The organism is Stenotrophomonas sp. P5_A9 (assembly GCF_056400525.1).
In genome coordinates, this window is record NZ_JBFULC010000058.1 from 14,750 (window position 1) to 27,090 (window position 12,341).

9 protein-coding genes are annotated in these 12,341 nt (G+C 67.4%); 6 read left to right on the forward strand and 3 right to left on the reverse strand.

The window, feature by feature from the left end; genetic code table 11:
• Positions 1–233 precede the first annotated feature (233 nt).
• The 5 genes from AC1DR7_RS16330 (at position 234) to AC1DR7_RS16350 (ending at position 8,756) form a co-directional block, all read left to right on the forward strand.
• A complete protein-coding gene (locus AC1DR7_RS16330) occupies positions 234–2,684 on the forward strand; it encodes a TonB-dependent receptor plug domain-containing protein (protein WP_478052936.1) in 2,451 nt (816 codons plus the stop codon).
• A gap of 378 nt (positions 2,685–3,062) precedes the next feature.
• Positions 3,063–3,821 (forward strand): trehalose-phosphatase, encoded by a 759-nt coding sequence (gene otsB / locus AC1DR7_RS16335; RefSeq protein WP_256775502.1) that lies wholly within the window; start codon positions 3,063–3,065, stop codon positions 3,819–3,821.
• A 76-nt stretch (positions 3,822–3,897) separates the two neighbouring features.
• Entirely contained in the window at positions 3,898–5,679 is a 1,782-nt protein-coding gene (locus tag AC1DR7_RS16340) for a glycoside hydrolase family 15 protein (protein WP_457319154.1), read from the forward strand.
• A complete protein-coding gene (gene otsA / locus AC1DR7_RS16345) occupies positions 5,676–7,040 on the forward strand; it encodes an alpha,alpha-trehalose-phosphate synthase (UDP-forming) (RefSeq protein WP_256775504.1) in 1,365 nt (454 codons plus the stop codon). Before AC1DR7_RS16340 ends, otsA begins: the two co-directional genes overlap by 4 nt.
• 372 nt (positions 7,041–7,412) lie before the next feature.
• Positions 7,413–8,756, forward strand: coding sequence for an OmpA family protein (locus tag AC1DR7_RS16350; protein WP_457319153.1), 1,344 nt, complete (start codon positions 7,413–7,415; stop codon positions 8,754–8,756).
• A gap of 8 nt (positions 8,757–8,764) precedes the next feature.
• On the opposite strand, the gene AC1DR7_RS16355 is transcribed toward AC1DR7_RS16350, so the two are convergent.
• From AC1DR7_RS16355 to rluD, 3 genes are read right to left on the reverse strand one after another with little or no spacing between them, the layout of a single operon-like run.
• Positions 8,765–9,184: a thiol-disulfide oxidoreductase DCC family protein gene (locus AC1DR7_RS16355; protein ID WP_457319152.1), complete on the reverse strand. Its 420-nt coding sequence runs from the start codon at positions 9,182–9,184 to the stop codon at positions 8,765–8,767.
• Positions 9,185–9,188: 4 nt separating this feature from the next.
• Positions 9,189–9,968: a peptidoglycan editing factor PgeF gene (gene pgeF / locus AC1DR7_RS16360; RefSeq protein WP_457319151.1), complete on the reverse strand. Its 780-nt coding sequence runs from the start codon at positions 9,966–9,968 to the stop codon at positions 9,189–9,191.
• A complete protein-coding gene (gene rluD / locus AC1DR7_RS16365; protein ID WP_312236494.1) occupies positions 9,968–10,963 on the reverse strand; it encodes a 23S rRNA pseudouridine(1911/1915/1917) synthase RluD in 996 nt (331 codons plus the stop codon). Before rluD ends, pgeF begins: the two co-directional genes overlap by 1 nt.
• 116 nt (positions 10,964–11,079) lie before the next feature.
• Between rluD and AC1DR7_RS16370 the strand changes: the two genes are divergently transcribed.
• Complete coding sequence (locus tag AC1DR7_RS16370; RefSeq protein ID WP_256775509.1) at positions 11,080–11,964, forward strand: outer membrane protein assembly factor BamD; 885 nt, start codon at positions 11,080–11,082, stop codon at positions 11,962–11,964.
• The last annotated feature ends 377 nt before the right edge of the window (positions 11,965–12,341 follow it).

Genomic DNA, 12,341 nt, shown 5'->3' on the forward strand with positions numbered 1-12,341 from the left:
GGACAACTCTCCGGAAACACAGGGACAGGCAGGGAAGGAGCGTGCCGGACATCCAGGTCCGGTGCAGATCGCCAACGGCTATCTGCTTATAACCACCCCGATGGGGCTTGCGTCACACAGGGACATCACGCGAAGATAATATATCGCTTCATCCGGATGGATTGGTAGCGCCGACCATTAGTCGGCGACGCCACTCCCCGTCCCCCCCCCCTCGTCGTCCTGCTGGAGTCCGCATGTCCCGTCCGTCCGCGTCGCGCCTTGGCCTTGCCATCGCGCTCGTCCTCTCCTCCCCCCTGCTCGCCCAGGATGCAACTGCGCAGGACGCGCCCGGCTCGGCCACCACGCTGGACACCGTGATCGTCACCGGCACCCGCGCGGTGGACCGCACCGTGCTGGAATCCACCTCGCCGGTGGACGTGCTCACCGCCGAAGACATCCGCAAGGCTGGCGTGGTCAACGGTGAACTGGGCAGCGCGCTGCAGGCGCTGCTGCCCTCGTTCAACTTCCCGCGCCAATCCAACTCCGGCGGTGCCGACCACATCCGCGCCGCGCAGCTGCGCGGGCTCTCGCCGGACCAGGTCCTGGTGCTGGTCAACGGCAAGCGCCGCCACACCAGCGCGCTGGTCAACACCGACAGCAAGATCGGCAAGGGCACCACGCCGGTAGACTTCAACGCCATTCCGATCAGCGCGATCAAGCGCATCGAAGTGCTGCGCGACGGCGCCGGCGCGCTGTACGGCTCCGATGCGGTGGCCGGGGTGATCAACGTGATTCTCGACGACGCCCCGGAAGGCGGCGCGTTCGAGGCCAGCTTCGGCGCCAACCACACCGACCTCAAGCCGATCGACCGCACCGTCACCGACGGCCAGACCAGCTATGCCAGTGCCAAGGTCGGCACCCGGCTGGGCGAAGACGGCGGCTTCCTGCGCGTGGGCCTGGAGCTGAAGAACCACGAAGGCACCAACCGCGCCGGCTTCGACCAGATCCCGCCGTGGGACCAGAGCGATACCAACCTGGCGCTGCAGGGCAAGCGCAATTACGTGCTTGGCGATGGCAAGACCCGTGACCTCAACGCCTGGATCAATACCGAGCTGCCGTTCGGTGAGACCTCCAAGTTCTATTTCTTCAGCACGTTCAACCAGCGCGACAGCGAAGGCGCCAACTACTTCCGCTACCCCGACAGCGACGCCAACTGGGCGCAGGTCTATCCCAACGGCTACCGCCCGATCTCCGAAGGCGAGAACCGCGACGTGCAGGCCGTGGCCGGTGCGAAGGGCCAATGGGGCGAGTGGAACTACGACGCCAGCCTGGATTACGGCACCAACCGCTTCACCTACCGCCTGCGCAACTCGCTCAACGCCTCGCTCGGTCCGACCAGCCCGACCCGCTTCAAAACCGGCGATTACCAGAACGAACTGACCGTGGCCAACCTCGACCTGGGCCGCGTGTTCAACCAGGGCGAGAACATCACCCACAGCCTCGGCCTGGGCGTGGAAGCGCGGCGTGACCACTACCAGACCCGTCCGGGCGACCCGAGCAGCTACGCCGCCGGCCCGTTCACCGATCGTCCGACCGGCTCGCAGGCCGGCGGCGGGCTGACTCCGCAGGATGCGACCTCGCTGTCGCGTGATGTGGCCAGCGCCTATGCCAGCCTGTCCAGCCAGTTCGGCGAGCATTTCTCCAGCGACCTGGCCGCGCGCTACGAACACAGCGATGACTACGGCGGCGAACTGACCGGCAAGCTGGGCCTGCGCTATGAATTCACCCCGGCCTTCGCGCTGCGCGGCGCGATTTCCAACAACTTCCGCGCGCCGTCGCTGGCGCAGATCGGTTACGAATCCACCTCCACCGGTTACAACGCCGCCGGCCAGCTGGTGCAGGGACGCGTGCTGTCGGTCAACAATCCCATCGCACGCGGCCTGGGCGCTTCTGACCTGAAGCCGGAGAAGTCGCTCAACACCAGCCTGGGCTTCACCAGCCGCATCGGCGACCACTTCGATGTGTCGTTGGACTTCTTCCAGATCGACATCGATGACCGCATCGCGCTGTCGGAAAGCATCACCGGCGATGCACTCACCGACTACGTGCAGCAGCAGTTCGGCGTGGCCGGCCTGCAGAGCGCGAGCTTCTTCGTCAACGCCGCCGACACCCGCACCCGCGGTGCCGAGCTGGTGAGCAACTGGCGGCAATCGCTGGGCGATGGCGAACTGCTGTTGACCGGTACCTACGCCTATACCAAGACCACGTTGAAGAACGTACTGGCCACCCCGGCCAGCCTGCTCGCGCTGGATCCGGAGTACGTGCTGTTCGGCGTGGAAGAAACCAACACCCTCACCGATGCCACCCCGCGCACCCGCGCCGCGCTCGCCGCCAGCTGGAGTGACGACCGCTGGTCGCTGAGCAGCCGGGTCAGCCGCTATGGCAGTGTCACCCGCGTGTTCAACTTCGGCGATGGCTTCGTCCCGCGCCAGACGTATGGGGCGGAATGGCAGCTGGATGCGGAAGTGGAGTTCAAGATCACCCCGCAGTGGAGCGTGGCCCTTGGCGGGCAGAACCTGACCGACAATTATTCGGATCTGTCCAACGACGATATCTACTATTACGGCAACCTGCCGTATGACGTGTTGTCGCCGATTGGTAGCAATGGTGCGTATTACTACGGGCGGGTGCGGTACACGTTCTGATCATTGGTGCAGCCGGGCATGGCCCGGCTCTACCGGGCGTGTGCGGTACACGTTCTGATCATTGGTGCAGCCGACCAACGGTCGGCTCTACTGGTGAGGGGGTACGGCAGAGCCGACCCATGGTCGGCTGCTCTTCTGTCGGCGCACGCACCCGGCCCTACCGTCGGGTGCGGTATACGTTCTGATCATTGGTGCAGCCGACCAACGGTCGGCTCTACTGGTGAGGGGGTACGGTAGAGCCGACCCATGGTCGGCTGCTCTTCCCTCGGCACACCCCATATTAGAGAAGGCTGGGCATTGCCCTTCCCGCACGTGAACATGGCACGCAACGCACGCCCATGACCTAACAATCACACCGTGAATGGCATGTTGGCACGCATGGCCAACGACCTCCCCCCGCGTCCGTCGCCGCCACTGCTGGACGATGCCTGTGCGTTGTTCCTCGACGTGGATGGCACCCTCATCGAATTCGAGCGCGACCCCGAAGCGGTCACGCTGCTGCCCGAAGTCCGCGAAGCCATCGGCCGCATCAGCGATCGCCTCGAAGGCGCCGTCGCCCTCATCAGCGGCCGCCCGCTCAACCAGCTCGACGACCTCTTCGCGCCCCTTCACCTCCCCGCCGCTGGACTGCACGGTCATGAACTGCGTCGCGCCGATGGCCACATCGACAGCCAGGCCAACAGCGCCGATACCAGCGAATGGCTGCACGCCGTACACCAGCAGGCCATGCGTTTCGCGCATGGCAACCCCGGTGTGCTGGTCGAAGACAAGGGCCGCAGCCTGGCCCTGCACTGGCGCGGTGCCCCGCATGCCGCCGACGAGGTGCGCGCGTTCGCCGAACGCCACATCCGCGGACACGCCGGCTACCGCCTGCAACCGGGCGACCACGTCGTCGAATTCGTCCCGCAGGGCAGCGACAAAGGCCGCGCCCTGCAACAGCTGATGCAGGAATATCCCTTCCGAGGCCGCCTGCCGGTGTTCCTCGGCGACGACCTCACCGATGAATTCGGCTTCGACGCCGCCAACGCCCAGCATGGCTGGAGCGTACTGGTCGGCGCGCGCAGCCCCAGCGCCGCCGTTTTCGCCCTGCCGGACATCCGCAGCGTGCATGCGTGGCTGCGGGAAAACGCGTACTGACCCTGGCCCTTTACCCCACCGATGCCGCCCCGCTGCATCCGCTGCGGTGGCACGGCCCGAACGAGATGCAGTACCCATGACACAACCCGATCTTAATCTTGGTGTAGTCGGCAACGGCAGCTTCGGCGCATTGATCGACCAACACGCACGCGTGGTGTGGAGTTGCCTGCCCACCTTCGATGGCGACCCCACCTTCTGTGCCCTGCTCAGCCCCAACCAAAACGAAGGCGGTGATTTCGCCATCGAACTCGAAGACCTGGTCAGCAGCGAACAGAGCTACCTCACCAACACGGCCATCCTGCGGACCGTGCTGCACGACAAGCACGGCGGCGCGCTGGAAATCATTGATTTCGCCCCGCGCTGGCGCCAGAACGATCGCTTCTACCGGCCGGTCAGCCTGATCCGCCAGGTCCGTCCGCTGGCCGGCAACCCGCGCATCATCGTGCGCGCGCGACCGCTGGCCGACTGGGGCGCGCGCGTCCCCGATGCCACCTGGGGCAGCAACCACATCCGCTGGGTCCTGCCCGATCACGTGCTGCGCCTGACCACCGACGTGCCGCTGCGGTTCGTCCGCGACGGCCTGCCCTTCGTGCTCAACCACCCGGTCAACCTGGTGCTCGGCGTGGACGAATCGCTGAACCGCTCGCTCAGCGGTTACGTGCAGGAGTCCTTCCAACGTACCCGTGACTACTGGCGCGAGTGGGTGCGTTACCTGTCCATCCCGTTGGAATGGCAGGACGCGGTGATCCGCAGTGCGATCACCCTCAAGCTGTGCCAGTACGAAGACAGCGGCGCGATCATCGCTGCGATGACCACCTCCATCCCAGAAGCGCCCGGCAGCATCCGCAACTGGGATTACCGCTATTGCTGGCTGCGCGATGCCGCCTTCGTGGTGCGCACGCTCAACCGGCTCGGCGCCACCCGCACCATGGAGCAGTTCCTGGGCTACATCTTCAACCTGGCCACCGCCGACGGCAGCCTGCAGCCGCTGTACGGCATCGGCTTCGAGGCGAAGCTGGAGGAAACCGAAGTGGCCTCGCTGGACGGCTACCGCGGCATGGGCCCGGTGCGTCGCGGCAACCTGGCCTGGGTGCAGCGCCAGCATGATGTCTACGGCAGCGTGGTGCTTGCGTCCACCCAGCTGTTCTTCGACCAGCGCCTGCAGGACCCGGGCGATGCCCATACTTTCGCGCGGCTGGAGCCACTTGGCGAGCAGGCCTTCGCCCTGCACGACGTGCCCGACGCCGGTCTGTGGGAATTCCGCGGCCGCACCGAAGTGCACACCTATACCAGCGCGATGTGCTGGGCCGCCTGCGACCGGTTGTGCAAGATCGCCGTGCGCCTGAAGCTGGACGACCGTGCCGATTACTGGCGCGGGCGCGCCGACATCATCCACGCGCGCATCCTGGAAAAAGCGTGGAGCGAGGAGCTGGGGCGCTTCACCGACACCTTCGACGGCCACCGCCTGGACGCGTCCCTGCTGCTGCTGGCCGATATCGGCTTCATCGAGGCCAATGACCCGCGCTTCGTCGCCACGGTCGAAGCCATCGGCCGCGACCTCAAGCATGGCAACGCGCTCTACCGGTATGTGGCGCCCGATGACTTCGGCGAGCCGGAAACCAGCTTCACCATCTGCACCTTCTGGTATATCGACGCGCTGGCGGCGATCGGCCGCCTGGACGAAGCACGCGAGATGTTCGAAACCCTGCTCGAGCGCCGCAATCACCTGGGCCTGCTCTCCGAAGACCTGGCCTTCGACAGCGGCGAGGCCTGGGGCAACTTCCCGCAGACCTATTCGCACGTCGGCCTGATCACCGCCGCCATGCGCCTGTCGCGCAGCTGGCAGGAGGCCTCATGAGCCGGCTGGTGGTGGTGTCCAACCGGGTCGCGGTGCCCGGGGAAACCCGCGCCGGCGGGCTGGCAGTCGGCCTGCTCGCCGCGCTCAAGGAGCGCGGCGGGGTCTGGTTCGGCTGGAGTGGCAAATCGGTGCGCGACAACAGCGGTGCGGTGCATGAGCAGGTCGAAGGCGACATCCGCTATGTGACCATGGACCTCAACAAGCGCGACGTGGATGGCTATTACAACGGCTTTGCCAACCGCACGCTGTGGCCGCTGCTGCACTTCCGCCTGGACCTGGTCGACTACGACCGTGCCACCCGCGAAACCTATCGCCGGGTCAACGCGCTGTTCGCCGAAAAACTCGCGCCGCTGCTGCGCGAGGACGACATCGTGTGGATCCACGATTACCACCTGATACCGCTGGCCTCGCTGTTGCGCGAGCGCGGCATCGGCTGCCGGATCGGCTTCTTCCTGCACGTGCCGATGCCCTCGGCCGACCTGCTGCAGGCCATGCCCGACCACCTGCGGCTGTTTTCCAGCCTGTACGCCTATGACCTGGTCGGCTTCCAGACCCAACGCGACGCCGACCGTTTCCAATCCTACGTGCGCCTGTTCGGCGGCGGTCGGGTGCTGGCCGATGGCGAACTGGAGGCCCCGGGCGGTCGCCGCTTCCGTGCCGCCGCCTTCCCGATTGGCATCGATACCGAGCACATCGCGCGGCAAGCCAAGGCCGGCGCCAACAAGCCGGCCGTGCGCGACCTGCGCAACAGCCTGCGCGACCGCCAGTTGGCGATCGGCGTGGACCGGCTGGATTACTCCAAGGGCCTGCCCGAGCGTTTCCTGGGCTTTGAGCGCTACCTGGAACGCCATCCGGACCAGCATGGCAGCCTCACCTACCTGCAGATCGCGCCGGTCTCGCGCGGCGATGTCACCGAGTACCGCCAGCTGCGCAGCCAGCTGGAACAGATCGCCGGGCACATCAACGGCGGCCACGCCGCGCCCGACTGGACGCCCCTGCGTTACGTCAACCAGAACTTCACCCATGCCACCCTGACCGGCTTCTACCGCGCCGCCGCGGTCGGCCTGGTCACGCCGCTGCGCGATGGCATGAACCTGGTGGCCAAGGAATACGTGGCCTCGCAGGACCCGGAAAATCCCGGTGTGCTGGTGCTGTCGCTGTTGGCGGGCGCGGCCGATGAACTCAAACAGGCGCTGCTGGTCAATCCGCACGACCTGGATGGCGTGGCCGATGCGATCGCCACCGCCGCCACCATGCCGTTGCGCAAACGCGTGGAGCGTTGGCAGGCGATGATGGAACACCTGCGCGCGCACGACATCAACCACTGGCGGCAGACCTATCTGCAGGCCCTGGAGGGCTGACGCGGGCGATTGCCGGGCTGCCCGCGGCGGCCGTTGCGCGGCATCGGCGATGCTGCGGATGCCGCGCGGGCACTGACGCTTTCGACCCACATTGATTGCGGATGAAACGATTGTGTCATCGCCCTGCACAGACGCCTTGGCGTGTCGCGATCAACGCGCCGGACGGCGCAACGCCCGCTGCTGCAAGCCGTCGCCGCGATAGATCGCATTGATTGCCCCACCTCCGGTGACCTCGAAAACGAAACCTCCCACGAAATTTCATTTCGTATTGACGGTTGCTGACCAAAGTGACGCCCCCAAGAGCCCATCCATATCGCATGGGCCGGTTCGTGTACGCCTACCTGCACGCTCTTTCCGGGGGATTTTTTCTGCATGTCAGCGCTCGACCGTTTCATCGAAGATGCCGCCGTACGATTCGACCTGGGCTACCGCGCACGCAGCGTGGTCGGCGTCCTGGTCGGCTGGATCGCCTCGCACCCGCTGGGACTGGACGGGCTGGAGCAGCAGTTCGACCAGGCCGGGCTGGGCGTGCAGTTCCGCTCCTGGCAGAACCCGCGCGAGCTCTCCCGCCCGATCCTTGCCAGTGAACTCGAACACGCCGTCGGCACCCACGCGCTCGCCACGATGGCGCGTCGGGCTGGCTTCCCGCCGGGCACCTTCCGGGTGCTCGCCTGTGAGCTGCTGCCGGAGCTGATCGGGCTGGTGACGCCGCCCGAGGGCCATGCACGCGTGACGGCAGGCGCCACCAGGCCGCATCTGCAGCGTCGGCGCATCACGGGCGCGGCGCCCTCGCATGCGATGCACGGCCTGGCCCTGCGCGGATCGCTATGGTTACTGGTAGGCGTGGCCGTCGTCAGCCTCACCGCCTGGGTACATTTGAAAATGCACGCAGCGCATTGGGTGGCGCCGCAGGTCGGCGCGCAGCGCGATGCACAGCTGTCGCTGCAGCAACACGGGGACCGCATCCACGTGCAGGGCCGCCTGCCCACCGAGGCGGCGCGGCGCCAGGTCTGGAACGCCCTGGTCGCACTGCACGGCACGGCCAACGTGCGCGCCGAGATCGCGCTGGATCCGGGCACGCGCCGTCCGCGCTGGCTGGACCGGCTGACCACCCGGCTGCCGCACCTGTCCGGCGATGGCCTGTCGCTCGTCTTCGACGGCGACCGGCTGCAGCTCGATACCGCCTCCATGGATCCCACCCGGCGGCTGGACGTGTCACGACTGTTGCGCCGCGACTTCGCCGATCTGCATACCAGCGGTCTGTGGGGGCCCGGGCTGGCCGCGCTGGCCCACCTTCCGGCGCAGGCCGATGCTGCGCAGGTGGTCGATGCACTCAACCGGACCACCTTGAAGTTCCATCCCGGCTCGACGGCGCTGACCGGCGATTGCGCCGACACCGTGCAGGCCGTGGCCGCCGCACTCTCGACCGCGCCCGCCGGCACACGGATCGAAGTGGGCGCCCATACCGACAGCGCCGGTGACGCGGCGGCCGATCTGCGGTTGAGCCAGCAACGTGCCGACACCCTGACCCATACGCTGCAGGCGCACGGCGTACCTGCAGCGATGCTGGTCCCCGTCGGTTACGGGCAGCAGCACCCGGTGGCCGACAACCGCAGCGACGAAGGCCGCGCGCGCAACCGGCGCATCCGCTACACGCTGCTCAGTCCCGATCCCGTCGTGGGCAGTGCCGACGTGCTGGCCTGGCAAACGCGGTGAACCCCGGATCAATCCAGGAAGCGCGCCGCCTGCTCCGGAGCCGGCAGGTAGCAGCGGTGATGCCGCCCGAACCAGCGGTAGCGGTTGCGTGCCAGTACGCGATAAGCACCGTCGCGCCATGCGCGTGGCAGCACCTGCAGCACGGTGACGATCCGCCACGCGCCGCCCAGTCCGCCCACCACCTGCAGGATCGCATCGGTATCGGTCCAGGCCCTGCCCCGCGCCAGCAGCAGGAACGACAGCGGATCGTCGGGATCCAGGCCGTGCTGCAGCAGCAAGGCGCGTCCGTGCGCGCCCTGCATCGCGGCGAAGCGATAGCGTCCGCGCCGGTCGAAACGCAGCAGGAAACGCACCCAGCGGCTGCATAACGCGCACACGCCGTCGAACACGATCACCGCACCCTCGGCGCGCGCGTCGTTGCCGTTCATGCGCTCAGGGTGCAATCCATGCCAGCGTCGCCATGCGCCCGGTATGCCGGTCGCGACGGTGCGAATAAAAACGCTGCGGCTCGGCGATGCTGCACAGCTGACCGCCACTGACGTGCGCCGGGTCGATCCCGACGCGGTGCAGGCGTCGCCGCGCCAGCGCGAACAGGTCGACCCTCCAGTGCCCGGCTCGGGTAGCGACAAAGGCTTCCTGCGCCCCCGCGTCGCGGTCGACAAAGGCGGCGAACACGTCCTCGCCGACCTCGTAATGCGCCGGCCCGGCGGCCGGACCCAACCATGCCTGCAGCTGCGCGGCCGGGGTATGCAGGGCAGCCACCGTCGCCTCCAGCATGCCGTCGGCCAGACCACGCCAACCGGCATGGGCCGCGCCGATCTCGCTCCCGTCGCGGGCGGCAAACACTACCGGCAGACAGTCGGCGGTGAGGATGGCCAGCACCACGCCCGGCACCGAGGTCACCGCCGCATCGGCGGTCGGCTCCACGTCCACGCCGACCGCAGTCGGAGGCGCATCGAACCGCAGCACGGTGGTGCTGTGGACCTGGCGCAGCCAATGCGGCGCCGACGGCAGTGCCAACCCGGCCTGCAGCAGGTCGCGGTTGCGCTGCACCTGCGCCGGGTCGTCGCCGTCGGCGGCGTAACGGTTGCCCATGTTGAACTGGTCGAACGGGGGCCGTGATCCCCCTGCGCCAAAACGCAGGGTGGTCACGGCCGTGACCCCGGGCGGGGCCGGCCAGTCGGCCGCCAGCAGCGGAACCGGTGTCTGCATCAGCGGCGCCCGCGCTCCAGCTCGGCAAAGCGCTTGCTGTCTTCGCGCAGCGCCTGCATCAGCGCCTGCATGTCCGCCGGCGGTGGCGCGCTGTTGGTGATCGTCTCACCGGTGATCGGGTGCACGAACTCCAGCGTTTCGGCGTGCAGCGCCTGGCGCTTGAAGCCGCGCAGCTGCGCGACCAGTTCATCGCTGGCGCCCTTGGGCAGTTTCAGCGCGCCGCCGTACAGCTGGTCGCCGATGATCGGGTGCCGCAGGTGCGCCATGTGCACGCGGATCTGGTGGGTGCGGCCGGTTTCCAGGCGGCATTCCAGCGCGGTGTGTGCACGGAAGCGCTCGCGCAGGCGGTAATGGGTGATGGCATCCTTGCCGTCTTCGCGCACGGCCATGCGCACGCGGTCGCGCGGATGACGGTCGATCGCCGCATCGGCGGTGCCACCGGAGACCAGCGCCCCCACCACGATGGCCAGGTACTGGCGGTGCACCTGGCGCGCCGACAGCTGTTCCACCAGCGCGGTCTGCGCCTGGATGGTCCGTGCGATCACCATGACGCCGCTGGTGTCCTTGTCCAGCCGGTGCACGATGCCCGCGCGCGGCAGCACCGACAGCGACGGGTCGCGGAACAGCAACGCGTTCACCAGCGTACCGGTGGGATTGCCGGCACCGGGATGCACCACCAGGCCAACCGGCTTGTTGATGACGAACACATGCTCGTCCTCGTACAGCACCTCCAGCGGGATGTCCTCCGGCTCGGCGTGGGTCTGGGTGTCGAGCACGACATGCAGGCTGGCCACCTCACCGCCGCGCACCGGGTCGCGCCCGCGGACCTGCTCGCCGTCCAGCAGGACGTCGCCGGACTTGATCCACTCGGTCAGCTTGGACCGGGAGAATTCGGGGAACAGCTCGGCCAGCACGGCGTCGAAACGGCGCCCGGCGGCGGTGTCGGGCACCACGGCCTGGCGGGGGGATTCGGATTCAGAAGCGTTATCGGACATGGGGAAAGCACCGCAGGGAGACAAATTTGGGGTCCGGGCGACCACTTTCAGTCGCAGGACAGGCCACTAGGCTATCATCGACCCCTCGTATTCCAGCCGCGTCCCGCCCTGACCCCATGATCCGACGCTCTTTTTCGCTGTTCGCGCATGTCCGCACCGCCGCCCTGCTGCTGGTCCTGGCCCTCGTTGCCACTGGCTGCCATCGCGGCACCAAGGGCGATAACCCGGACGAAGGCCAGCCGGTCGAGAAGATCTACGAGAAAAGCCACCGCCTGATGGAAGGCGGCAACTGGAGCGGGGCCGAGACCAGCTTCCGGCGCCTGATCGCCCAGTACCCGTATGGTCCGTACACCGAGCAGGCGATGATCGAGACCGCCTACGCCCAGTACAAGGCCGGCAAGCACGATGACGCGGTGTCCAGCGTGGACCGCTTCATCCGTACCTACCCGACCCACCGCAACATCGCCTACATGTACTACCTGCGTGGCCTGGCCAACGGCAACCGCAACACGGTGTTCCTGCGCCGGGTGTGGTCGCTGGACCCGAGCCGCCGCGACCTGTCCACCCCGCGCCAGGCCTACGCCGATTTCAACATCGTCGTCGACCGCTACCCGAACAGCCGTTACGCCGCCGATGCGCGCCAGCGCATGATCGAGCTGCGCGACGTGTTCGCCCAGCACGAGCTGGACAACGCCCTGTACTACCTGCGCCGCCAGGCCTGGGTGTCGGCCGCCGGCCGTGCCAACTACCTGCTGGAAACCTACCCCCAGAGCGCCTTCCAGTACGACGCGGTTGCCGCCTTGGGCGAGGCCTACACTCACCTGGGCAACAAGACCCTGGCCGATGACGCGCGCCGCGTGCTGGAGCTGAACCAGCCCGAGCATCCGTGGCTGCAGGGCAAGTGGCCGAAGTATCCGTGGATGATCCGCAAGCTGAATCCGTTTGCCGGCGAGAAGTCCGCCAGCACCGGCCAGCGCAATGCGACGATGAACCGCAAGTAAGACAAGGCCCCGCAAGGGGCCTTTTCTTTGGTTCTTCTCCCATCTGAGGGGGGCGCCTTGTTGCAAGGGCCTTCGCAGCGTGGGCGCGAGGCTACTCGTGTGGACGGGCAGTGCGAGCGGCGAGCCCGATCTGGCGGCTTCTCCGCTTGGGTCTGTCGCGCGCGTGAGGGCCCCTTAGCGGCCGGTAGCCCCCTGGCGCAAATGTCCCCCGGCCTACGGCCTCCTCCTTGATTTTGCCCAGGGGSCTACCGGCCGCTAAGGGGCTCGGCTTGCGGTAATCAGATAGAAGCCAGGCGTTTTGGCGGTGGTCGGTGGGTCGGGCGCTGGMCCCCCATGCCCTTGGAGGCGAAACAACAGAGGACGGGGCGGCCGCAGGC

Bases quoted from the DNA above. Each gene is read 5' to 3' on its own strand.
- AC1DR7_RS16330 (WP_478052936.1), top strand. From the start codon at position 234: ATGTCCCGTCCGTCCGCGTCGCGCCTTGGCCTTGCCATCGCGCTCGTC.
- otsB (WP_256775502.1), top strand. From the start codon at position 3,063: ATGGCCAACGACCTCCCCCCGCGTCCGTCGCCGCCACTGCTGGACGAT.
- AC1DR7_RS16340 (WP_457319154.1), top strand. From the start codon at position 3,898: ATGACACAACCCGATCTTAATCTTGGTGTAGTCGGCAACGGCAGCTTC.
- otsA (WP_256775504.1), top strand. From the start codon at position 5,676: ATGAGCCGGCTGGTGGTGGTGTCCAACCGGGTCGCGGTGCCCGGGGAA.
- AC1DR7_RS16350 (WP_457319153.1), top strand. From the start codon at position 7,413: ATGTCAGCGCTCGACCGTTTCATCGAAGATGCCGCCGTACGATTCGAC.
- AC1DR7_RS16355 (WP_457319152.1), bottom strand. From the start codon at position 9,184: ATGAACGGCAACGACGCGCGCGCCGAGGGTGCGGTGATCGTGTTCGAC.
- pgeF (WP_457319151.1), bottom strand. From the start codon at position 9,968: ATGCAGACACCGGTTCCGCTGCTGGCGGCCGACTGGCCGGCCCCGCCC.
- rluD (WP_312236494.1), bottom strand. From the start codon at position 10,963: ATGTCCGATAACGCTTCTGAATCCGAATCCCCCCGCCAGGCCGTGGTG.
- AC1DR7_RS16370 (WP_256775509.1), top strand. From the start codon at position 11,080: ATGATCCGACGCTCTTTTTCGCTGTTCGCGCATGTCCGCACCGCCGCC.